The following is a 20,575-nucleotide window of genomic DNA, read 5'->3' on the forward strand; positions in this document are numbered from 1 at the left end:
AATGGCTAGCACCACCGGTCCGGTCGGACCCGCACCGCAGGAACATCAGGTCGTCTACACGACCCTGCACTTCGAAAAGCCCTGGGCCCTCGAAAGCTACGAGAAGGTCGACGGCTACAAGGCCTGGCGCAAGATCCTCGCCGAGAAGCCCGATCCGGCCGCGCTGATCGAAGAGATCAAGAAGAGCGCGCTGCGCGGTCGCGGCGGCGCCGGCTTCCCCACGGGCCTCAAGTGGTCCTTCATGCCGCGCACCGCGCCTGGGCAGAAGTACATCCTGTGCAACTCGGACGAGTCCGAGCCGGGCACCTGCAAGGACCGCGACATCCTGCGCTTCAACCCGCATGCCGTCATCGAAGGCCTGGCGATCGCGTGCTACTGCACCGGTTCCACGGTGGCCTACAACTACCTGCGCGGCGAGTTCCACCACGAACCGTTCGAGCACATCGAGGAAGCCCTGAAGGAAGCCTATGCGGCCGGCCTGCTGGGCAAGGACATCGGCGGCTCGGGCATCGACGTCGACATCTACAACGCCCTGGGCGCTGGCGCGTACATCTGCGGCGAAGAAACCGCGCTGATGGAGTCACTGGAAGGCAAGAAGGGCCAGCCGCGCTTCAAGCCGCCGTTCCCGGCGGGCTTCGGTCTGTACGGCCGTCCCACCACGATCAACAACACCGAAACCTATGCGTCGGTGCCGGCGATCCTGCGCAACGGCGCGGAGTGGTTCCTCAACATCGGCAAGCCGAACAACGGCGGCCCGAAGATCTTCTCCGTGTCCGGCCATGTGAACAACCCGGGCAACTTCGAGATCAAGCTGGGCACCTCGTTCGCCGACCTGCTGCAGATGGCCGGCGGCGTGCGCAACGGCAACAAGCTGAAGGCGGTGATCCCCGGCGGTTCCTCGATGAAGGTGCTGCCGGCCGAAAAGATCATGGAATGCACCATGGACTACGACTCGCTGCAGAAGGCGGGTTCGGGTCTCGGTTCCGGTGCCGTGATCGTGATGGACGAGACCACCTGCATGGTCCGCGCCTGCCATCGCATCTCGCGCTTCTACATGGCCGAGTCGTGCGGCCAGTGCACCCCGTGCCGCGAAGGCACCGGTTGGATGTACCGCGTGCTGTCGCGCATCGTCGAAGGGCAGGGCACGGAAGACGACCTGCATCGCCTGAAGGCCGTCGCCGGCCAGATCGAAGGCCACACCATCTGCGCCTTCGGCGAAGCCGCCGCGTGGCCGGTGCAGGGCTTCCTGTTCCACTTCTGGCACGAATTCGAATACTACGTGAAGCACGGCCGCTCGATCGTTGACGGCCCGGCTGACACGGTCACCACTGGAGTCGCTGCATGAGTGCGCAGCCCGTAGCCAATGCCGCGCCGGACCTCGTCAACATCGAGATCGACGGCGTACCGGTGCAGGTAGCCAAGGGGTCGATGATCATCCAGGCGGCCGATGCCGTCGGTATTCCCATCCCGCGCTTCTGCTACCACCGCAAGCTCCCGATCGCCGCCAACTGCCGCATGTGCCTGGTGGAAATCGAGAAGATGCCGAAGCCTGCGCCGGCCTGCGCCACGCCGGTGGGCGAGGGCATGAAGGTCTTCACGCGTTCCGACAAGGCGCTCAAGTCGCAGCGCAACGTGATGGAGTTCCTGCTCATCAACCATCCGCTCGACTGCCCCATCTGCGACCAGGGCGGCGAGTGCGAGCTGCAGGACGTTTCGCTCGGCTACGGCCGTTCGGTGTCGCGGTTCACCGAGCGCAAGCGCACGGTGGCCGACGAGAACCTCGGCCCGCTGATCGCCACGGAGATGACCCGCTGCATCCAGTGCACGCGCTGCGTCCGCTTCACCAGCGAGATCGCCGGCACGTATGAACTGGGCGGCATGAGCCGCGGCGAAAACCTCGAGATCGGCACCTACATCGGCAAGACGATCGAAAGCGAGTTGTCGGGCAACATCATCGACGTGTGCCCGGTCGGTGCGCTCACGAACAAGCCGTTCCAGTTCCAGGCCCGTGCCTGGGAGCTGATCGCGCGCCCGTCCATCGGCTACCACGATGCGCTGGGTTCCAACCTGTGGATGCACACCCGTCGCGGCGAAGTGCTGCGCAATGTGCCGCGTGACAACGAAACCATCAACGAGTGCTGGCTTTCCGACCGCGACCGCTACAGCCACCAGGGCCTGTACGCCGCCGATCGCGTGAAGGCGCCGATGGTGAAGCGCAACGGCCAGTGGTCCGCCACCACGTGGGACGACGCGCTTTCCGTTGCCCGCGAGGCGCTGAAGAGTGTGGCCGGCTCCGACCTGGGCGTGCTCGTCCATGGCGCCACGTCGAACGAGGAGGGCGAGCTGCTCGTCCGTCTCGCGCGCGGCCTGGGCAGTGCGCACATCGACCATCGCCTGCGCCAGCTCGATTTCGCCGACAACGCGTTCGCGAAGCCGTTCGCCTCGACCATTGCGTCGTTCCAGACGGTGAAGGCCGCGCTGCTGGTCGGTTCCGACCTGCGCCACGAGGTGCCGCTGCTCAACCATCGCCTGCGTCAGGCGGTGAAGAAGGGCGCGAAGGTGTATGCCGTCAATCCGGCGCACTTCAACTTCAACTACCCGCTGGCCGGCGAGTCCGTCGCTGCTCCGCACGCGCTGGTTAACGAGCTCCTCGTGCTGGCCAAGGCCGCCGGCGAGAACGGTGCCGCGGTGCCGGAGGCCCTGGCCTCGGCGCTGCAGGGTGTCGAAACCACCGACGCGCATCGCGAAGCCTTCAAGGCGCTGTCCGGCGAAGGTGCGGTGGTCGTGTTCGGTCACGCCGCCGCCACGCACCCGGAAGCGTCCTGGCTGCGCGCGCTGGCCCGCTTCATTGCTCAGGCCGCCGGTGCCGCATTCAACGAGATCCCCGTGGGCGCGAACGCACTGGGCCTGTCGTCTGTGGGCGTGCTGCCCAGTGCCGGCGGTCTCGATGCGCGCGCCATGCTGGCGCAGCCGCGCAAGGGTTACGTGCTCTACAACGTGGAGCCGCCGCACGACTTCGCCGACGGCGCCCTCGCGCTCCATGCGATGCACTCGGCGCAGACCGTGGTGGCCTTTGCGGCCTTCGCGAGCGATGCACTGAAGGACTCGGCGGACGTGATCCTGCCGATCGCCCTCACGCCGGAGATCGACGCCACGCTGGTGAACGTCGAAGGCAACGCCCAGACGGTGCTCGCCGGTGCCAAGGCGCCGGGCGAAGCGCGTCAGGGCTGGAAGGTGCTGCGCGCCCTCGGCGGCGAGCTGAACCTGCCGGGCTTCGAGTTCGACGATCTTGCCGGCTTGCGTGACGGCCTCACCGAGCGCGCCTCGGAGACCCGCCAGCAGCTGGCGCAGCGCGGGGCGGCGGTGGCCTTCTCGCGCCTCGCCACCACGCCGATCTACCGTGGCGACGCGGTGCTTCGCCGCGCAGGGGCGCTGAACGCGCATCCGCTGAACCGTCCTGCCGCCGTGCGCATCCATGCGGACGACGCCGGCACGCTCGGCCTCGCCAGCGGCGGCAACGCCCGCATCGGCGACATCGTGTTGCCGGTGGCGATCGACTCCGCGGTGCCGAAGGGCGCCGTGTGGATCGAGGCCGCGCATTCCGAAACCGCCATGCTGCCCCCGTACGGCGCGGCCATCACCCTGAGCAAGGCATGACCATGGCCGATCAACTCATCCATCACCTGTTGATCCCCGTACTGTTCATCGTGGCGATCCTGCTGCCGCTGATCATCTCGGTAGCGATGTTCGTCTACTGGGAGCGCAAGGTCATCGGCTGGATGCACGTGCGCATGGGGCCGAACAAGATCGGTCCCCTCGGCATGCTGCAGGCCTTCGCCGACGTGGTGAAGCTGCTGCTGAAGGAAGTGATCCTTCCGACCAACGCGAACAAGTTCCTGTACTACCTCGCGCCGATGCTGGCCCTGGTGCCCGCCATGGCCGCCTGGGCGGTGGTGCCGTTCGGCCCGGACACCGTGCTCGCCAACGTGAACGCGGGCGTGCTCTACCTGCTCGCGATGACCTCGATGGGCGTGTACGGCATCATCCTCGCCGGTTGGTCGTCGAACTCGCGCTACGCGATGCTTGGCGCCATGCGTGCGGCGGCCCAGGTCATCTCGTACGAACTGGCGATGGGCATGTCCATCGTGTGCGTGCTGGTGCTCACGGGAAGCCTGAACCTCACCGCGATCGTCAACGCGCAGAGCGGCAACTTCTTCGATTGGTTCTGGCTGCCGCTGTTGCCGGTGTTCGTCATCTACTTCGTTTCGGGCGTGGCGGAGACCAACCGCGCCCCGTTCGACGTGGCCGAAGGCGAATCCGAAATCGTGGCCGGCTTCCACGTGGAGTACTCCGGTTCCGCGTTCGCCATCTTCTTCCTGGCCGAATACGCCAACATGATCCTGGTGAGCTTCCTTGCCTCGATCCTGTTCATGGGCGGCTGGTTGTCGCCGTTCCCCGAGTCCTGGGGCTTCATCGGCCACGGCGGCTTCCACTGGCTGTTCATCAAGGCCTTCTTCTTCGCCTTCCTGTTCCTGTGGTTCCGCGCCAGCTTCCCGCGCTATCGCTATGACCAGATCATGCGCCTCGGCTGGAAGGTCTTCATCCCCATCACCATCGTCTGGGTCCTTGTCGCCGGCTGCATGAAGTACTTCGGCTGGGTCCACCTCGGCACGGGAGCCTGAAAGCCATGACCCGCGTTACCCAATACTTCAAGAGCCTGCTGCTCATCGAGCTGTTCCAGGGCATGGCGCTGACCATGCGCTACATGTTCAAGCCGAAATACACGATGCGCTACCCGATGGAGCACATCCCCAAGTCCAACCGCTTCCGCGGCCTGCACGCCCTGCGCCGTTATGCCAACGGCGAAGAGCGCTGCATCGCGTGCAAGCTGTGCGAGGCGGTGTGCCCGGCGCTGGCGATCACGATCGACTCGGCCCCCCGCGCCGAGGACGGCCAGCGCCGCACCACGCGCTACGACATCGACCTGTTCAAGTGCATCTTCTGCGGCTTCTGCGAAGAGAGCTGCCCGGTCGACTCCATCGTGGAGACGCACGTGCACGAGTACCACATGGAACATCGGGGCGAGAACGTGGTGACGAAGGCCCAGCTGCTGGCCATCGGCGACCGCTTCGAGCAGGACATCGCCGCCGCCCGCGCTCAGGACGCGGCGTACCGCTGAGCGCCTAAGAGACCCATGCGATGAATACCGACCTGCTTCAACTCATCTGTTTCTACTTCTTCGGTGCCGTGGCCGTCCTCGGCGGCCTGATGGTCATCACCGTGAAGAACTCGGTGCACGCCGTGCTTTCGCTGGTGCTGACTTTCTTCAGCATGGCCTGCGTTTGGCTGCTGGCCGAAGCGGAATTCCTCGCCATCGCCCTCGTGGTCGTCTACGTGGGCGCGGTGATGGTGCTGTTCCTCTTCGTGGTCATGATGCTCGACATCAAGCAGGAGGCGGTCCGCGAGGGCTTCATCCGCTACCTGCCGGTGGGCATCGTCGTGGCCGTGGTCATGCTGGCGGAAATGCTGGCGATGATCGGCGTGAAGGCCATGCACGCGCACACGCTCGGGCCGAACCCGGCCGGCGATTCCAACGTGGCGTGGCTGGGACAGGCGCTCTATACGGAATTCCTGCTGCCGTTCGAGATCGCCGCATTGATCCTCACCGTGGGCATCGTGGCCGCCGTGGCGCTCACCCTGCGCCAGCGTACCGGTGTCCGCCACCAGTCCGCATCGCAGCAGGTGGCCGTGAACGCCGCCGATCGCGTCCGCGTCGTGAAGGTCGCCGTGGAACGTCCGGCATCGGTGAACCCGGCTCCGGTCGTCGTGCCCCCGCAGGAGAACGCCCCGTGATCACGCTTTCCCATTACATCGTGCTCGGCGCGATCCTGTTCTGCATCGCCGTCGCCGGCCTGTTCATCAACCGCAAGAACGTGATCGTGCTGCTCATGGCGATCGAGCTGATGCTCCTCGCGGTGAACACCAACTTCGTGGCCTTCTCGCGCTTCTTCGGCGACGTGGGCGGCCAGGTGTTCGTGTTCTTCATCCTCACCGTGGCCGCGGCGGAATCCGCCATCGGCCTGGCGATCCTGGTCCTGCTGTTCCGTAACCGCAGCACGATCAACGTCGCCGAAATCGACAGCATGAAGGGTTGATCCGATGAGTCTCTCGCTTTCAATCCTGCTGACGATCGCCCTGGCGCCGCTGGTGGGCTCGATCCTGGCCGGCCTTTTCGGAAAGGTGATCGGCCGGGCAGGGGCGCATACCGCGACCATCCTCGGCGTGGCGATCGCCTGCGGCCTGTCGTTCTACGTGCTCTACCAGCTCGTCTGGGGCGGCGCGCAGAACTTCAACCAGGACGTCTACACCTGGTTCGAGATCGGCCGCTTCCACGCCTCGGTGGGCTTCATGGTCGACCGCCTCACCGCCATGATGATGGTGGTGGTCACCTTCGTGTCGCTGCTGGTGCATCTGTACACCATCGGCTACATGGCGGACGACCCGGGTTACCAGCGCTTCTTCAGCTACATCTCGCTGTTCACCTTCTCGATGTTGATGCTCGTCATGAGCAACAACTTCATGCAGCTGTTCTTCGGCTGGGAAGCGGTGGGCCTGGTGTCGTACCTGCTGATCGGCTTCTGGTACAAGCGCCCCACGGCGATCTTCGCCAACCTGAAGGCCTTCCTGGTCAACCGCGTGGGCGACTTCGGCTTCCTGCTCGGCATTTCGGCGATCCTGTACTTCCTGGGCACGCTGGACTACCAGACCGCGTTCAACCATGCGCCGGAACTGGTCGGCAAGACCTTGCAGATCACGCAGAACCACGCGTGGGATGCGGCCACGGTGATCGGCGTGCTGCTGTTCATCGGCGCCATGGGCAAGTCGGCGCAGGTGCCGTTGCACGTGTGGCTGCCGGATTCGATGGAAGGCCCGACGCCCATCTCGGCGCTGATCCACGCGGCCACCATGGTGACCGCGGGCATCTTCATGGTCGCCCGCATGTCGCCGCTGTTCGAGCTGACCGACGCCGCGCTCTCGTTCATCCTCGTGATCGGTTCCACCACGGCGCTGTTCACGGGCCTGATCGGCATCGTGCAGAACGACATCAAGCGAGTGATCGCGTATTCCACGCTGTCGCAGCTCGGCTACATGACCGTGGCGCTGGGCGTCTCCGCCTATAGCGGCGCCGTGTTCCACCTGATGACCCACGCCTTCTTCAAGGCGCTGCTCTTCCTCGGTGCGGGCTCGGTCATCATCGGCATGCACCACGAGCAGGACATGCGTTACATGGGTGGCCTGCGCAAGTACATGCCGGTGACCTGGATCACGATGTGGATCGGTTCGCTGGCACTCGCCGGCACGCCGTTCTTCGCAGGCTTCTATTCGAAGGACGCCATCATCGAGGCCGTGGGCGAGTCGCATCGCTGGGGCGCCGGTTATGCGTACTTCTGCGTGCTCGCCGGTGTGTTCGTCACCTCGCTTTACAGCTTCCGCCTGCTCTACATGACCTTCCACGGCAAGGAACGCTTCACCGTGGCGCACGGTCACGCGCACGCGGCCCATGCCAAGCACGACCAGCCGCACGGGCACGACCCGCACGGCGAGTCGCACGACGAAGATCACGCCGACACGCACAAGGAAGACACACACCACACCCCGGGTGTGCTCGAACACGCGCCGCACGAGTCGCCGTGGGTGGTGACGGTGCCGCTGGTGCTGCTCGCCATCCCGTCGATCGTCATCGGTTTCCTCACCGTCGGCCCGATGCTCTTCGGCGACTGGTTCGGCAAGGCGATTCACGTGAACGAGGCCAACAACGTCCTCGGCGAGCTGGCGCACGAGTTCCACGGTGCGCTGGCCATGGGCCTGCACGGCTTCACCGCCGCGCCGTTCTGGCTGGCCTTCGCGGGCTTCGCCGTGGCGACCTATGTGTATCTGTTTAATCCGTCCGTGGCCGACAAGGCGAAGCACGCGCTGAAGCCCGTCTACGAAGTGCTCAACCACAAGTACTGGATCGACGAACTCTACTTTGCGGTGTTCGCCAAGGGTGGCGTGAAGCTGGGTGAGGGCCTGTCGAAGGTGGGCGACGCCGCCATCATCGACGGCGCCATCGTCAACGGCTCGGCCAGCCTCGTGCAGCGCATCGCCGGCGGCGCCCGCCGCCTGCAATCCGGATTCCTCTTCCACTACGCGTTCGCCATGATCCTCGGTCTGATCCTGCTCCTCGGCGGGTACTGGCTGATCGGGCAATAAGGGAAACGAGCTCTATGTCGAATCACTTGCTCAGCCTGCTGATCTGGCTCCCGGTCGTCGGTGCCGTCCCGGTGCTGCTCGCCGGCGCCGGCCGGCCCGGCCTCGCCCGATGGATCTCGCTGCTGGTGGCGGTTGCCACCTTTGCGGCCAGCCTTGCCCTCCTGCCTGCGTACGATGCCGCCACGGGCACGCTCCAGCTCGGCGAGTCGCTCAGCTGGATCCCGTCGCTCGGCATCAACTACTCGCTGGCCGTCGACGGTATCTCGGTGGCCCTGATCATCCTCACGACCTTCGTCCAGATCCTCGTGATCGTGGGCGCGTGGGAAATCATCCAGAACAAGCCGCACCAGTACATGGCCGCGATGCTCGTGCTGGAGGGCCTGATGATCGGCGTGTTCTGCGCCACGGACGCGTTGCTGTTCTACGTGTTCTTCGAGGCCATGCTGATCCCGATGTTCATCCTCATCGGTATCTGGGGTGGTCCGCGCCGTGTGTACGCCACGCTGAAGTTCTTCATCTACACGTTCTTCGGCTCGATCTTCATGCTGATCGGCCTGATTTACCTGTACCACAAGACCGGCGGCAGCTTCGCCATCGCCGACATGGCCAACGTGCACCTGACGCTGACCGAGCAGGCATGGCTGTTCTTCGCCTTCCTGCTGGGTTTCGCCATCAAGGTGCCGATGGTGCCGGTGCACACCTGGCTGCCCGACGCCCACGTGGAAGCGCCCACCGGTGGTTCGGTGGTGCTGGCGGCGGTGATGCTGAAGATCGGTGGCTACGGCTTCCTGCGTTTCAGCCTGCCGATCACGCCGGACGCCTCGCATGAGTTCGCCTGGCTGGTCATCGTGCTCAGCCTCATCGCGGTCTGCTACATCGGCTATATCGCGCTGGTGCAGCAGGACATGAAGAAGCTGGTGGCCTATTCGTCGATCGCCCACATGGGCTTCGTGACGCTGGGCATCTTCATCGCCTTCCTGCTCGTTCGCGACAGCAACAACCCGGACGCCGCCCGCTTGGGCATGCAGGGCGCCATGGTGCAGATGATCTCGCACGGCTTCATCTCCGGTGCGATGTTTACCTGCATCGGCGTGCTTTACGACCGCATGCACACGCGCCAGATCAAGGACTACGGCGGCGTCATCAACGTCATGCCCGTCTTCGCGCCGTTCTATGTGCTGTTCGCCATGGCCAACAGCGGTCTGCCGGGTACCAGCGGTTTCGTGGGCGAGTTCATGGTCATCCTGGCCTCGTTCAGCGCCAACCCCTGGATCGCCCTGTTCGGCGCCTTCACGCTGATCATCGGTGCCGCCTACACGCTGTGGATGGTGAAGCGCGTGCTCTGGGGCGACATCAAGAACAAGCACGTGGCGGAATTGAAGGACGTCAACGGTCGCGAGATCTTCGTGCTTAGCGCCTTCGCGGCCGGCGTGCTGGTTCTCGGCATCTGGCCCGAGCCGCTGGTCCACCTGATGGATGCGTCGGTTGCTCGTCTCGTCGAGCAGTTGGCCATCACCAAAGTCTGAGCGGGAACTATCCATGCCGAGTATCAACGACATCCTGATCCTGCTCCCCGAGGCGTACCTCGTGGTGGCGGCTTGCGTGCTGCTCCTTCTGGATGCGTACCTGAAGCCGGCCCAGAAGGGCATCGTCCATTGGCTTTCCATCGTGGTGCTGCTGGTCGGTGCCTACCTCGTCGTCGACGGGCAGCCCGCCACATCGGTTACGGCCTTCAGCGGCATGTTCGTACGCGACGGCGTGTCCGAAGTGCTGAAGCTGTTCTCGCTGCTGATCATGGCGGTGATCTTCGTCTACGCGCGTCCTTACCTGAAGGAGAGGGCGATTCCGTTCGGCGAGTTCTATACGCTGTCGATCTTCGCCACCGTGGGCATCATGTTCCTGGTGGCTGCCGGCAACCTGGTCACGGTCTACCTTGGCCTCGAACTGCTCACGCTGTCGTCGTATGCGCTGGTCGCGCTGAACCGCGATTCGCAGCTGTCGTCCGAAGCCGCGATCAAGTACTTCGTGTTGGGCGCGCTGGCCTCGGGCATGCTGCTGTATGGCATGTCGATGGTTTACGGCGCCACGCACAGCCTCGACCTGCACACGATCCATGCCGCCATCGTCGGCACGGAGTGGAAGACGCTGCTGCTGTTCGGCCTCGTCTTCATGATTGTGGGCATCGGCTTCAAGCTGGGTGCCGCGCCGTTCCACATGTGGATTCCGGACGTCTACCAGGGCTCGCCGACCGCCGTCACTGTGTTCATCGGTTCGGCGCAGAAGCTGGCGGCCTTCGGCATGGCCTATCGCCTTCTGTCTACCGGCATGGGCGACATCGCCGGCGGTGCGGCGGGCCTTGCCCCGCAGTGGCAGATGATGCTGGCCGTGCTGGCGGTGCTCTCGCTCGCCATCGGTAACCTCGTCGCCATCGTGCAGTCGAACCTCAAGCGCCTGCTGGCCTATTCGACCATCTCGCACATGGGCTACCTGCTGGTGGGCCTCGTGAACGCCGGACCGGAAGGCTATTCGGCCTCGATGTTCTACGCGGTGAGCTACGCGCTCACCAGCGCCGCTGCCTTCGGCATGATCCTGGTGCTGTCGCGCTCGGGCTTCGAGTGCGAGGAGATCGACGATCTGCGCGGCCTGAACCAGCGTTCGCCGTGGTTCGCCTTCCTGATGCTGCTGGTGATGTTTTCGCTGGCCGGTGTGCCGCCGCTGTTCGGCTTTTTCGGCAAGCTGCTGGTGCTGAAGGCGGCCATCGACGCGGGCATGCTGTGGCTGGCCATCGTCGGCGCCGTGTTCGCCATCATCGGCCTCTACTACTACCTGCGCGTGGTGAAGGTGATGTACTTCGACACGCCGGTGGAGGGCAAGGACGTCCACGCGCGTGCGGATGCGCCGGCTCGCTGGGTGCTGTCGATCAACGCCCTTGCGCTGCTGGTCCTCGGCTTCACCTGGGCCCCGCTGCTGGCTTGGTGCCAGAGGGCGTTCGCGGGCTGATCTGCCGCAAGCACGATGCGAAGAGGGCGCCGGGTTCATCCCGGCGCCTTTTTTTATGGCCGTTGCCCCGGCGCATTTATGTTCGTCGCCCCGGCGTACGCCGGGGCCCAGCGCCTTAGTCGTCCTGCGCTTCGCAGCGCTGCCTACGGCATCGGGTAACTCGCTAACGCGAGTTCATGCCTTATGCGGCTTCGCCGCCGCATTCGTGCTGCATTTGCGCTTCGTAGGGTTTGCTCGCCTTTGGCCTTGCATCGGCGCCTGCACCGTGGTCTGGAAGCCGACAGCCGTCACCCACGCCGCGAAGACTTACGTCGTTCCTTGCGAAAGGAGAGCCGCTTCGCGGCTAGTGTCCTATGGCTTCGCCGCGGCGGACCCGGGCGTCCGGGCGGGGGTCTTCGACTCGGCCTCCTGCCTCGGCGAAGACGGCGGGCCGTCCTGGCCCGCCCCCTGCGGGCCTTCTCCGCCCGCACGCCCTCGACTCCAGACATCGCGGCGTGGGTGACGGCTGCCGGCATCGGACGCCTGGGCGGCGGCGTGGTGTTTCTGTGGGAGCCGGCTATGCCGGCGATCCGCGCCAGCGGGCACGCTCGCGACCATCGCCACTGAAGGCTCCCACAGACGGCCGTTGTCATGGGCCACGGCAGGTCGGCATTATCGCGAGGTTTCACTTGCCGCTATGGCGGCGAGTGAAACGCTTTTTTTCACACGCCCGTAAGAAAACTACTTGCAAGAATCCGGCCACCTCCATATACTTGCTGACTCTGATGCGGGGTGGAGCAGTCTGGCAGCTCGTCGGGCTCATAACCCGAAGGTCGTAGGTTCGAATCCTACCCCCGCTACCAGCGTTATCTGACTCGGCGCGATCTCACCATAGATCGCGCCGTTTCTTTTTGTGACGTGGACGGACTCGCCGATTAGCTCGCGCAGCGCCTCTCGTGCCCTGGCCGTGTCGGCGACGGTCGACAGCTCGGCCACCAGCTTCCGCCACGTCTCCTTCGCTCGGGGGAGTATCTGCGAGGGCTGGAACGACTTCACGGCGGCCAGCGCGGCGCGCGCAGCCTCCAGTTCACCCTCCGTCCGTACGAGTTCGTCGCGGGTGCTCGCGGTCACGATGCCGGCACGGATGGCGGCCATCACGTTGCCATGCACCTTTTCCGCCTCAGCAAGCCGCCGTTTCGCGGCCTCAGCGTCCGGGGCTGCCCGTTTGAGTTCCGCGGTGACGGCCGCCGTGAAACGCTGGAAGGCCTCGTCGGTGAGCAATTCTGCCTGGACGCCAGCGACGAGCGCTTTCTCGGCCGGGATGCGAGGCACCTTCAGGGTGCTCGCGCACATGGTCGCGCCACGGTCCTTGGCGGTGGAGCAGCCGTAGCGATACCGGTCAACGATGACCATCGGCCCGCCGCACTCGCCGCAACGAAGTATCCCGCTCAGCAGATAACGCATTGGGCGGCCGGGTCCGCGAGGGCCATCGGCTGTGCTGCTTGCCCTGTTCCCTAGGCGCCCTGCGCGAGCCTGGGCCGCGTCCCACGTCGACCCATCGACGATGGCCAAATCTGGGTGTTCGGTGATGATCCACTCGGATTCGGGGCGGTCCTGTCGCAGCCGGCGGCCCGTGTCCGGGTGCTTCACGAAGTGGCTGCGGTTCCACACCTGGCGGCCGACATAGATGGGGTTCGCTAGGATGCCGATGCCTCGCTTTCGGTCCGGGTACACCGCGCTGACGTACCAATCGCCGCCGCGTGACGACGGGATGCGGTCCCGATTCAATCTGGCGACAATTTCGCGAGGGCTGGAGCCCTGGACGTATTCAGCGAAGATGCGGCGCACGATCGCGGCCTGGGTGTCGTCGATCGCCCGTTGACCGATGGAAGTGATCCGGTAGCCGTAAGGGAGGCCGCCAGCGCTGGCGCCGGCCAGGGCGCGACCGGTGAGTCCACGGTGCACCTTGTCGGCGAGGTCGTCGAGGTACATCTCGGACATGAGGCCGCGCAGACCCACGTCGGCCTTGTGCGATTTCCGCTCCGTGTCGACGCCATCACTTACCCCGATGAGGCGGACGCCGGCGAACTTCAGCCGGCGGATGGTCATCGTGAGCTCGGCACTATCACGGCCGAAGCGCGAAAGATCGTCCACGAGCAGCACCTGGAAGCGGTGCGCGTCGGCGAGGAGGCGCTGATATCCCTCGCGGTCAAGGCGTGAACCGCTGACGGCGGCGTCGGTATAGACCATAGGCTCGGGCCAGCCCATCCGCGCGCAGTACGCGCGGCAGTTGCGCAGCTGATCCTCGAGGCTGGCGTCGCGCTGGTTATCGCTGCTGTAGCGGGCGTAGGCGGCGGTTCTCATCGGGCGGACTTTAGGCAGCCTCGTTCAAATCGGGCAAGCCATCCCGATTCGATCGCGAGCGGCTGGAATGGCGGTCTGTAGCCGGTTTTGCCGTCAGATAATCCCGCACGGCACGTTTCGCCAGTTCCTCGATCAGGACCGCCATGGCTGGAGCCATGGGGGCTTTCGGGTCAGCTGCCATGCAGCACCTCCTTCATGAGCTTGCAGGTTGCATAGGCCTCCTGGGACTTCGCCCACCCGAGGCCGGCTTCCTCTCGGAAGCACTTCTCCACGTCGTCCCAGCGCGCTGCCAGCCGCGCCCAGTAGGGCGATATTTCGGCCATGCGAGGAAGATGTGGGCGCATCTCTGGCACGGTTTCGAGAAGGATCAGGCACCGGTTGAAGTCGGCCGGATCGTGCGGGTGCCCGCAGTCATCAGGTCGCACGTCGAACCCAAGGTAGAACGCCATGGTCTTGCTGCTGACACCGGTCTTTCCGTTCGCCAGCCATTCGATGACCCGCTGTTGCGCTGCCGTCGTCATGATGCACGTCCTCGTTCTTCCTGTTCTTCGCGAAGCGCCTCGATCACGTCGTCGGGAAACCTGTAGCCGAGGCCTTTCAGGTATTCCAGGCGGTCAGCGCATGCCCCGGGTGTCGGGTCCTCGAACGACTCGCCGGCGTGCGGCAGATCAATGTCGATGCGATCGGCCTCGTCGATCATCTGGAACACGCGCTCATCGCGTTCGAGCCATTCCCGAAATCTTTCGGCGGTGTAGGGCACCGGCGCCGGCAAGGGCTCCTTGTAGACGATGCGGTTCCCAGCCACGTTCGTGCTCCAGAATCCGCCCACCGACTCGTAGACATAGAGGTCGCACTGAAAATCGTCGGTGCTCCAGCGGCAGTAGCTCACGGCGTGCCCTCCACGCGGCGGAACTCCACCACCCACACCCACGGGTTATCGGCCCAGCTCCAGGAGCCGTTGATCGACTCCCACAGCGACCGAAAGCTCGGGATCGGCTGCGAGAACCATTCGGCAGTGTCGTCGAGCCTTCCCATCGAATAGTCGCAATAGGCTGGCCCGTTCCCGAAGTTGTCCGAGACGCGTTCGATGCCTTCGGCGATGGCCTGCACCTCGCTGATGTCCTGCAACCGCTCCACGCGCACGGCGGTCACTTCGAGCGTGATCCGGCTGGCCCAGCGGGGCATGAAGCGGGCATGGCGGTAGCGTCCCGGCACGGCCTCGCCAGGCGTCGAGCCGAAATCCCGCCAGTCCTTCGCGCTGCTCAGCGCACCGTCGGCCTCGAAGCTGATCGGCGCCCACGGCTTCCGGTAGCCCGCCTCAAGACATTTCTCCGCGATCCGTTTGCCGGACAAGTCGTCCAGGCTTGCAGGCACGCGCCATGCCTCGCGCACCCACAGGCGGTCGCCGGGCATGCCATAGGGACAATCGGCCCAACCGTCCCACTCGCCACCCGTCACGTAATCCGGGTGCCACGGCCACTTCGATCCGTCGGCGGCTTCCTCAAGCTCCCAGGAATGACGAAGCTTCACGACCCGCCGCGTCACGGTCTTGCGGCCTTCGAGGATGGCGCGCACCATCGGCGCCGAAAAGAGGATTGGGCGCTCGCGCACGACCTTGCTCATGCTTCCTCCAGTCGCTTCATTTGGGCAGCAAGATCGGCTTTCTGTTCCTCGACCCATGCGTGCCGGCACGCCCATTCGACGTACTCACCTACGTCCTCACCGCCTTCCGTCGTTATTTCCAATGCCTCGCCGATGCGGCGACAGGCCGTGGTGTTGTAACCGTTCGACAGCGCCTCAAGGATGGACGAGCCTCGGCGCTCGGCGGCCTGCTTTTCCTCTCGACCGATGATGTATCCGAAAGCGAAGCCCGTTCCTGCGATACAGCCAGCCATGAAAAGCTCAAAGATCACGACTGCACCTCGCTACCCGCATCACGGGTGTCTGCTTTCTTCAGCGGCTCACTGGTGTAGGTGATTATCGCGTTGCGGGAGAGGTGGTAATCCTCGCCGCAGTGTGCGCAGGTCTGTACAACCTCGCCGTCGATGCTGTCAAAAGGGATTTCCCAAGCATCGCGTTCGATGTGGCCGCAGTAAGGGCAGGTCGGCTGATCGGTCCACGAGGTATCAGGCACGGCCCACCTCCGGCGCGGCGGCGAGCAGCGCGTTTGCAATCTCGAATAAGAGGCGATGCTCAAGCGAGCCGTGCGACGAGACAGTTATGCCCATCGATCCATCTGCTACGCCGATGTAACGCTCATCACCTCGGCCCATGTCTACACGATCTACGACAATGCCTTCCGGCACTACCGCCCTGGCGCTGGGCGAGGCTAGGGCGGAATGAATGGCAGCGTTGAGGGCGTGATACTCCGCTCGTGCGGCCGCGCATTCGTGTCCGCGCAACCGTGTATCGCACAGGATTTGCAGGCGACTGGAGCACGCCCTCGCTGCAACTAGCAACCGGTCCGTAACCCCGCCATCCTTGCGGACCTGACATTGGGCGGTGAGGGCGTCACGAAGCGCCTTGATTTCATCGGCACCACGCATGCACGCGGCGGCGTCCAGCTTGTCCCACGAGTGACCTTCGCTGTAGTTCTCGGCCATCGCACGCAGCACGTACTCGCGCGTGTCGTCCGTCACCTCGGCAGGCGTGGACGCACCATCGTCCAGCGACCCACAATATTTGCAGTGGCGCACGTCTGCCGGCCCTAGTTCGAACTCGCAATAGCGTCCCGTTGCGGGGCATTCGTCAGGCTCGCGCCCATCGGCAGGCGTGGCGACAGCCGGGCGCGAAGTAAGGTGCCAGCCTCGCTCGATGTCGAGCAAGAGGAGGATCATGTCCGCCAGCAGGTTGTCATCTGCGCGTCCGTCGGTGCGGTACGGGCTCATGGCACGAAGCCTCTCGCGATACTGCTCGTAATTGGCGACAGAAGGATCGAAGCGCCACGGCTTCGCCACCCCATCGCCCACCGCCTGCTCGGGCTTCGGCTGGGCGAGAGCTGCGCGCAACTGCTGCTTGGCGCGCACAGCGAACGTATCGCCACCCACCACGAACGACAGCGCAGCGGAGACACGCCGGTCTAGATCTTCACGAGACGGCGATCCTTTCTCGAAGCCCACACGGGCGTTGTACAACTCACCAATCAGGCACTCAGCTTCCACGCAGAAATCCATCGCCGGGTCCGGGTGGTGGCCGAACCTCCCCAGCTTCTGGTTGCTGGCCTCGCCCCTCGGCTGCTCGGAAGGCTGGGAGACGAACAGTTTCCAGTTATCCGCGTTCGGCACGCGCTTCTGATGGATGGTGTAGAGCTGGTGGCCGCTGTCGGATACACCATCGGCGGCAACCGCGTATACAGCCCGGCAATTGCTGGATTCGTCGTTCACAGGTTGTGCTCCTTGGTGGCGCGTATTAGGTCGGAGAGTCGGAACCGCACGTAGACGCGCTCCTCGCCGTAGTGCATGCCGATCTCGACGAAGCCGTGGCCGAAGTCGGTCAGCTCGCCTATGCCATCGTCGTCACAGACCAGATCCCCTTCGCCCCCATCTGCGAACGACATGATCTGGATTGGCAGCTTGCCCTTCACGCGGCGCGCGTGATCATTGAATTCGGCCGTCATGCCTTCGGTTCCTTCGTCAAGGCTTCACACCCCGCGCCGATGGCGCCCGGGTCTTTGGGATCGGTGAACTTCTGCCAGGGCACCCAGCCGCGCATGCAGTGGAAGCCCCACTCGCGGAAACGCGGGCCGGTGATGAAGAGCGTCAGGCACGGGCCGTCGGTAAGTTCGATGCGATGGGCCGTGCTGGCGCCGCGGGCAACGACGTCACCCTCGCGCCGCTCGGTACGCGTGTGGATGCCGCCGGCGTTGATTCTGTGCTCTACGTACCGGCCGGCCAGCAGCACGCTGACGTTCCACCACGGGTGGTCGTGGAGCGCGCGATCGTCGTCCGAGCGCATGAAGACGTGCAGGTAGACGTTGAACAGGCGATTGCGCGGGATCACCCACCAGCGGAGCAGGTAGGGACGCTCCTGGCCGCCGATGACGACATCGGGCGCGCGCTTCAGCGTGCGGGAGGCGAGGCGGTCGAGGAAGCGCATCATGCCTTGACGGCCTCGCGCACGTAGAACGCCACCGGGCCCCATTCCTCGGCTTCCCACATGCCCGCGAGAAGCCAGCCGCCTTCGGGGGTTTCCGGCGTCCAGGCCGAGAAGTCAGGGTCGCCCTCTTCGAAATAGCGGTCGTTCGCAGCTTGGTCATCGCTCCCATCCAGATGGACGAAGCAGTACTCAAAGCCGGCGTTCTTCAGGGCCTCCGCATCGACGAAGGCCTCATCGTCCCTATCCGTCATAAAACGATCTAGGTCGGGATGCTCGACGTGGCCCATTTCATCGCGGGGCGGCAGGGCGGACGGGTCGAACAGCTTGCGAATGGGCTGATCCATGGTCACTCCTTCGGCCGCTGGGCCGTGACGTAGTTGGCGAACTTCACAGCAAGGTCTGCCCGGTCTTCGAGGCCCGTGAGCTTCTTTTCGCCTCTAACCCACGCCTCGCAACCCATGAAATAAGGCGCGACGGCCAGGACGGCCTTTTCCCAGAAGGCGACTTGGCCAGCCCTCACCGAAGCCTTCACCTCATCGGATTGCTGGCGCTTGCGGCCTGCGGCGTAGCCGCGTGCATAGGCCTGATTCTCGGATTCCTTGCTCATTCGAACTCCGAAATACCGTCTTCAACGAGACGGGCGTTGTAGGCATCGCGGATGCGCTGGCGCTGCTGATCCGCGTCGAGGTCGAGGTCGTCCACCGCGGCAAGGGCGGACTTGAATGCTTCGCGCGCTTCGCTGGTGGAGCAGTCGCGGGCCACGCCCAGGACGTCGCTCCAGTGCTGGCGCGCGGGAACAGGCGCGGTCGGGGGCGTCACACCTTGACGGGGCGCCGTTGCTGGCGAGGGCGTGGCGTGCACGGCCGGCACGAATGGCGGCAGGCTGATCGGTGCTGCCGGCGCAGCTGCAGGGCTGGGAGCCAGACCCACGAGCCACCAGCGCGTGCACCCACCCGTCGTGTCGTGCCTCAGAACCTTCGCATCCTTCAGAAGCTTCTCGATGCGCCGCCGTGCCTGTGGCACCGATAGTCCAGCCTCGCCGGCGATCTCGCGAAGATTCGCGCCCGTGAGAACGGCGGTCCGGTCGCCGCACCGGAACGGCTCCAAGATCATCGAGCGGTTCGCAGCCTTCATGCACGCACGTGCAAGGGCCTTCTCGAACTCCTCGGGGGTGATGGTGGTGGTCATACGTTTTCCGGCAACTCGGCGTGGTCGTCCGTCCAGTCCGCAACCTCTCGCGAGATCAGGCCCCGGATGGTTTCGAGCGTGTTGCAGCTTCCGGCGGTGTCGGTGATTCGCCATCCAGGAAGTTCCAACCCACGGAAGAACTCCCCGTAGGTTCGATAGGCCCCGATGCAGGCGGCTGTGAAGCCCTTGTGCGTCACGACGAGGCCAAGCCGCTGGCGCGTGCCATCATCGCGCTCGAGGAAAAGCTCGTACGTCTTGGCCTTGCGGACCCGGCGGAGCGCGGCGCGCACGGCGCCGGAGGTAATGCCGAACTGCGCGGCTACCTGCTCGGTCGTGCAAGACGCACGCGCCGCGGCGATGGCCTGGTCGCGCTCCGGATCGCGGACATTGGCGTAAATGGGAGCGGCAGCCATCATTCGGGCCTCGGCAGCTTGAAGATGTCGGCGAGCCGATCGAGCAAACGCCGGTGCTCAAGAGCCATCAGGGCGAAGGTGGCATCCCGCTCCGCCTCGCCTGACTCGTGCTCGGGCTGCTCGTCGAGCACCACGTCGGTGAACCGGACCTTGCGAATCACGAGGTCTTCGCCGAGCACGAAGCTGATCCGGTCGTCGAACGTGAGACCGATGCGGAAGACCTGCTTGCCGGTGCGCAGGTGCTCGCGCACTTCGTCGGTGTCCAGATCCTGCCGGCGGCAGCGGGCGACGGCGCCGGAGGCGGTAGCCGGGTCGCGCAGCTCGATCTCGTCGCCCAGGGCGAAGCCAGCCGGCAGTTCGCCGGTGGCGACCCAGTGGGTCATGAGGATGCGGGGCGAATCCTCGGGCGCGAGAGGCACGGCGGGGAAACTGCCGAGCGCTTCGCGGATCTGCGATAGTACGCCTTCTGCGGTTTTGCGGCTGGCGGTGTTCACCACGACCCAGCCGCCAGTGAGATTGGCGTAGGCAGACGTCAAGGTCTGACGGACGAAGGCTCGCGGCAGCAACTCGTTGAGCACGTCGTCCTTGATTTTCTTCCGCTCGCGCCCGCTGACCTTGCGGCCCTCGTTCTCGGCGATCTTCTGCACGCGGCTGGCCAGTTCGTCGTTCACGACCGACGGCGGGAGCATGCGGGACTCGCTGCCCACCACGACCATCGTGTCGTGGCCCACCGTGTGCGTGAGGCGGTCATCGCCGCGGCCGAAGGGCGAGACGAAGCCGCGCGTCGACATCTCCATCGGGCCGACGGCGCGCAGCTGATGCTCGGGTAGCACATCGTCAAGGCGTGACAGGTCGGCGGCCACGGCCGGCGAGAAGCGGAACAGGGTGAGGTTGCGGAAGAGCATGGACGGTCCTTTAGGCGGCGCGCGCCACGGCAAACGGTGGGAGATCAAAGCCAGCCACGCGGGCGGCTTCGGTGATGAGTTCTTCAGCCTTGCGGAAGTCCGCCCGGCGAATGGCATCGGCGATGGACTGCCAGTCCACGGGTTCGTCGGCGTCGTCCAGTTCTGCCGCATCGACGAGGCCGAGCTTGCGAAGGTCGTCCTCGTCGAGTCTGTCGAGCACGTCGGCGACATCGATTTCGACATCCAGCGTTACGACTGGCATGGGATTCCTTTGCCGGCCGGAGCCGGCGTGGCGTTGAAGATCAGGACAAGGAAGCCGCCTCTCGGGCGAGGCCTGACGGGGGGAGAGGGGAGGTCCCCGCGCCGAAAGGCGGCTTG

Annotated in this window: 25 protein-coding genes and 1 tRNA gene; 11 read left to right on the top strand and 15 right to left on the bottom strand. The window is 65.0% G+C overall.

The window, feature by feature from the left end; translation table 11 throughout:
• The first annotated feature begins 1 nt into the window (after position 1).
• The 11 genes from nuoF (at position 2) to FHS47_RS19700 (ending at position 13,452) form a co-directional block, all read left to right on the top strand.
• Positions 2–1,345 carry an NADH-quinone oxidoreductase subunit NuoF gene (gene nuoF, locus FHS47_RS04345; protein ID WP_167023417.1) on the top strand — a complete coding sequence of 448 codons (1,344 nt, stop codon included), beginning with the start codon at positions 2–4 and terminating at the stop codon, positions 1,343–1,345.
• On the top strand, positions 1,342–3,657 hold the full coding sequence (gene nuoG, locus FHS47_RS04350; protein ID WP_167023420.1) for an NADH-quinone oxidoreductase subunit NuoG: 2,316 nt from the start codon (positions 1,342–1,344) through the stop codon (positions 3,655–3,657). The genes nuoF and nuoG overlap by 4 nt, the downstream gene beginning before the upstream one ends.
• Before the next feature lie 2 nt (positions 3,658–3,659).
• Positions 3,660–4,682, top strand: coding sequence for an NADH-quinone oxidoreductase subunit NuoH (gene nuoH, locus FHS47_RS04355; RefSeq protein WP_167023423.1), 1,023 nt, complete (start codon positions 3,660–3,662; stop codon positions 4,680–4,682).
• Positions 4,683–4,687: 5 nt separating this feature from the next.
• Complete coding sequence (nuoI, locus tag FHS47_RS04360) at positions 4,688–5,179, top strand: NADH-quinone oxidoreductase subunit NuoI (protein ID WP_167023426.1); 492 nt, start codon at positions 4,688–4,690, stop codon at positions 5,177–5,179.
• Positions 5,180–5,199: 20 nt separating this feature from the next.
• Positions 5,200–5,853 (top strand): NADH-quinone oxidoreductase subunit J, encoded by a 654-nt coding sequence (locus FHS47_RS04365; protein ID WP_167023428.1) that lies wholly within the window; start codon positions 5,200–5,202, stop codon positions 5,851–5,853.
• On the top strand, positions 5,850–6,155 hold the full coding sequence (nuoK, locus tag FHS47_RS04370) for an NADH-quinone oxidoreductase subunit NuoK (protein ID WP_036112219.1): 306 nt from the start codon (positions 5,850–5,852) through the stop codon (positions 6,153–6,155). Before FHS47_RS04365 ends, nuoK begins: the two co-directional genes overlap by 4 nt.
• A 4-nt stretch (positions 6,156–6,159) precedes the next feature.
• The gene (gene nuoL, locus FHS47_RS04375) at positions 6,160–8,253 is read left to right on the top strand and encodes an NADH-quinone oxidoreductase subunit L (RefSeq protein ID WP_167023430.1); all 2,094 of its coding nucleotides are present in this window, start codon (positions 6,160–6,162) and stop codon (positions 8,251–8,253) included.
• A gap of 14 nt (positions 8,254–8,267) precedes the next feature.
• Positions 8,268–9,779, top strand: coding sequence for an NADH-quinone oxidoreductase subunit M (locus tag FHS47_RS04380; RefSeq protein WP_167023433.1), 1,512 nt, complete (start codon positions 8,268–8,270; stop codon positions 9,777–9,779).
• A gap of 13 nt (positions 9,780–9,792) precedes the next feature.
• Positions 9,793–11,253, top strand: a complete 1,461-nt coding sequence (gene nuoN, locus FHS47_RS04385) for an NADH-quinone oxidoreductase subunit NuoN (protein WP_167023436.1) — start codon at positions 9,793–9,795, stop codon at positions 11,251–11,253.
• A 765-nt stretch (positions 11,254–12,018) separates the two neighbouring features.
• Positions 12,019–12,095: transfer RNA gene (locus tag FHS47_RS04390), tRNA-Met, on the top strand.
• 1,015 nt (positions 12,096–13,110) lie between these two features.
• Positions 13,111–13,452, top strand: coding sequence for a hypothetical protein (locus tag FHS47_RS19700; RefSeq protein WP_247741271.1), 342 nt, complete (start codon positions 13,111–13,113; stop codon positions 13,450–13,452).
• Positions 13,453–13,606: 154 nt separating this feature from the next.
• On the opposite strand, the gene FHS47_RS04400 is transcribed toward FHS47_RS19700, so the two are convergent.
• Genes FHS47_RS04400 through FHS47_RS04470 form a run of 15 tightly spaced genes read right to left on the bottom strand, consistent with a single transcriptional unit; the run spans position 13,607 to position 20,459 of the window.
• A complete protein-coding gene (locus FHS47_RS04400) occupies positions 13,607–13,777 on the bottom strand; it encodes a hypothetical protein (protein ID WP_167023438.1) in 171 nt (56 codons plus the stop codon).
• Positions 13,767–14,117, bottom strand: a complete 351-nt coding sequence (locus FHS47_RS04405) for a hypothetical protein (protein ID WP_167023441.1) — start codon at positions 14,115–14,117, stop codon at positions 13,767–13,769. The genes FHS47_RS04400 and FHS47_RS04405 overlap by 11 nt, the downstream gene beginning before the upstream one ends.
• Positions 14,114–14,485, bottom strand: a complete 372-nt coding sequence (locus tag FHS47_RS04410; RefSeq protein ID WP_167023444.1) for a hypothetical protein — start codon at positions 14,483–14,485, stop codon at positions 14,114–14,116. The genes FHS47_RS04405 and FHS47_RS04410 overlap by 4 nt, the downstream gene beginning before the upstream one ends.
• Positions 14,482–15,219 carry a hypothetical protein gene (locus FHS47_RS04415; RefSeq protein WP_167023447.1) on the bottom strand — a complete coding sequence of 246 codons (738 nt, stop codon included), beginning with the start codon at positions 15,217–15,219 and terminating at the stop codon, positions 14,482–14,484. Before FHS47_RS04415 ends, FHS47_RS04410 begins: the two co-directional genes overlap by 4 nt.
• Positions 15,216–15,509, bottom strand: coding sequence for a hypothetical protein (locus FHS47_RS04420; protein WP_167023450.1), 294 nt, complete (start codon positions 15,507–15,509; stop codon positions 15,216–15,218). The genes FHS47_RS04415 and FHS47_RS04420 overlap by 4 nt, the downstream gene beginning before the upstream one ends.
• On the bottom strand, positions 15,506–15,730 hold the full coding sequence (locus tag FHS47_RS04425; RefSeq protein ID WP_167023453.1) for a hypothetical protein: 225 nt from the start codon (positions 15,728–15,730) through the stop codon (positions 15,506–15,508). The genes FHS47_RS04420 and FHS47_RS04425 overlap by 4 nt, the downstream gene beginning before the upstream one ends.
• The gene (locus tag FHS47_RS04430) at positions 15,723–16,979 is read right to left on the bottom strand and encodes a hypothetical protein (protein WP_167023456.1); all 1,257 of its coding nucleotides are present in this window, start codon (positions 16,977–16,979) and stop codon (positions 15,723–15,725) included. Before FHS47_RS04430 ends, FHS47_RS04425 begins: the two co-directional genes overlap by 8 nt.
• Positions 16,976–17,212 (bottom strand): hypothetical protein, encoded by a 237-nt coding sequence (locus FHS47_RS04435; RefSeq protein WP_167023459.1) that lies wholly within the window; start codon positions 17,210–17,212, stop codon positions 16,976–16,978. The genes FHS47_RS04430 and FHS47_RS04435 overlap by 4 nt, the downstream gene beginning before the upstream one ends.
• Positions 17,209–17,694, bottom strand: coding sequence for a hypothetical protein (locus FHS47_RS04440; RefSeq protein WP_167023462.1), 486 nt, complete (start codon positions 17,692–17,694; stop codon positions 17,209–17,211). The genes FHS47_RS04435 and FHS47_RS04440 overlap by 4 nt, the downstream gene beginning before the upstream one ends.
• Positions 17,691–18,035 carry a hypothetical protein gene (locus FHS47_RS04445; protein ID WP_167023465.1) on the bottom strand — a complete coding sequence of 115 codons (345 nt, stop codon included), beginning with the start codon at positions 18,033–18,035 and terminating at the stop codon, positions 17,691–17,693. Before FHS47_RS04445 ends, FHS47_RS04440 begins: the two co-directional genes overlap by 4 nt.
• A 2-nt stretch (positions 18,036–18,037) precedes the next feature.
• Positions 18,038–18,298 carry a hypothetical protein gene (locus tag FHS47_RS04450; protein ID WP_167023468.1) on the bottom strand — a complete coding sequence of 87 codons (261 nt, stop codon included), beginning with the start codon at positions 18,296–18,298 and terminating at the stop codon, positions 18,038–18,040.
• Positions 18,295–18,879 carry a hypothetical protein gene (locus FHS47_RS04455; protein WP_167023471.1) on the bottom strand — a complete coding sequence of 195 codons (585 nt, stop codon included), beginning with the start codon at positions 18,877–18,879 and terminating at the stop codon, positions 18,295–18,297. The genes FHS47_RS04450 and FHS47_RS04455 overlap by 4 nt, the downstream gene beginning before the upstream one ends.
• Positions 18,876–19,295, bottom strand: a complete 420-nt coding sequence (locus FHS47_RS04460) for a hypothetical protein (RefSeq protein WP_167023474.1) — start codon at positions 19,293–19,295, stop codon at positions 18,876–18,878. Before FHS47_RS04460 ends, FHS47_RS04455 begins: the two co-directional genes overlap by 4 nt.
• The gene (locus tag FHS47_RS04465; RefSeq protein WP_167023477.1) at positions 19,292–20,197 is read right to left on the bottom strand and encodes a recombination-associated protein RdgC; all 906 of its coding nucleotides are present in this window, start codon (positions 20,195–20,197) and stop codon (positions 19,292–19,294) included. The genes FHS47_RS04460 and FHS47_RS04465 overlap by 4 nt, the downstream gene beginning before the upstream one ends.
• Positions 20,198–20,207: 10 nt before the next feature.
• On the bottom strand, positions 20,208–20,459 hold the full coding sequence (locus FHS47_RS04470; protein WP_167023480.1) for a hypothetical protein: 252 nt from the start codon (positions 20,457–20,459) through the stop codon (positions 20,208–20,210).
• Positions 20,460–20,575 lie beyond the last annotated feature (116 nt).

This window comes from Luteibacter sp. SG786, from assembly GCF_011759605.1.
In the GTDB taxonomy this organism is placed as follows: domain Bacteria; phylum Pseudomonadota; class Gammaproteobacteria; order Xanthomonadales; family Rhodanobacteraceae; genus Luteibacter.

Bases quoted from the DNA above. Each gene is read 5' to 3' on its own strand.
- FHS47_RS04435 (WP_167023459.1), bottom strand. From the start codon at position 17,212: ATGACGGCCGAATTCAATGATCACGCGCGCCGCGTGAAGGGCAAGCTG.
- nuoH (WP_167023423.1), top strand. From the start codon at position 3,660: ATGGCCGATCAACTCATCCATCACCTGTTGATCCCCGTACTGTTCATC.
- FHS47_RS04440 (WP_167023462.1), bottom strand. From the start codon at position 17,694: ATGATGCGCTTCCTCGACCGCCTCGCCTCCCGCACGCTGAAGCGCGCG.
- FHS47_RS04400 (WP_167023438.1), bottom strand. From the start codon at position 13,777: ATGGCAGCTGACCCGAAAGCCCCCATGGCTCCAGCCATGGCGGTCCTG.
- FHS47_RS04465 (WP_167023477.1), bottom strand. From the start codon at position 20,197: ATGCTCTTCCGCAACCTCACCCTGTTCCGCTTCTCGCCGGCCGTGGCC.
- FHS47_RS04415 (WP_167023447.1), bottom strand. From the start codon at position 15,219: ATGAGCAAGGTCGTGCGCGAGCGCCCAATCCTCTTTTCGGCGCCGATG.
- FHS47_RS04445 (WP_167023465.1), bottom strand. From the start codon at position 18,035: ATGGATCAGCCCATTCGCAAGCTGTTCGACCCGTCCGCCCTGCCGCCC.
- FHS47_RS04380 (WP_167023433.1), top strand. From the start codon at position 8,268: ATGTCGAATCACTTGCTCAGCCTGCTGATCTGGCTCCCGGTCGTCGGT.
- FHS47_RS04455 (WP_167023471.1), bottom strand. From the start codon at position 18,879: ATGACCACCACCATCACCCCCGAGGAGTTCGAGAAGGCCCTTGCACGT.
- nuoI (WP_167023426.1), top strand. From the start codon at position 4,688: ATGACCCGCGTTACCCAATACTTCAAGAGCCTGCTGCTCATCGAGCTG.
- FHS47_RS04470 (WP_167023480.1), bottom strand. From the start codon at position 20,459: ATGCCAGTCGTAACGCTGGATGTCGAAATCGATGTCGCCGACGTGCTC.
- nuoL (WP_167023430.1), top strand. From the start codon at position 6,160: ATGAGTCTCTCGCTTTCAATCCTGCTGACGATCGCCCTGGCGCCGCTG.
- nuoF (WP_167023417.1), top strand. From the start codon at position 2: ATGGCTAGCACCACCGGTCCGGTCGGACCCGCACCGCAGGAACATCAG.
- FHS47_RS04405 (WP_167023441.1), bottom strand. From the start codon at position 14,117: ATGACGACGGCAGCGCAACAGCGGGTCATCGAATGGCTGGCGAACGGA.
- nuoG (WP_167023420.1), top strand. From the start codon at position 1,342: ATGAGTGCGCAGCCCGTAGCCAATGCCGCGCCGGACCTCGTCAACATC.
- FHS47_RS04450 (WP_167023468.1), bottom strand. From the start codon at position 18,298: ATGAGCAAGGAATCCGAGAATCAGGCCTATGCACGCGGCTACGCCGCA.
- nuoN (WP_167023436.1), top strand. From the start codon at position 9,793: ATGCCGAGTATCAACGACATCCTGATCCTGCTCCCCGAGGCGTACCTC.
- FHS47_RS04365 (WP_167023428.1), top strand. From the start codon at position 5,200: ATGAATACCGACCTGCTTCAACTCATCTGTTTCTACTTCTTCGGTGCC.
- FHS47_RS04460 (WP_167023474.1), bottom strand. From the start codon at position 19,295: ATGATGGCTGCCGCTCCCATTTACGCCAATGTCCGCGATCCGGAGCGC.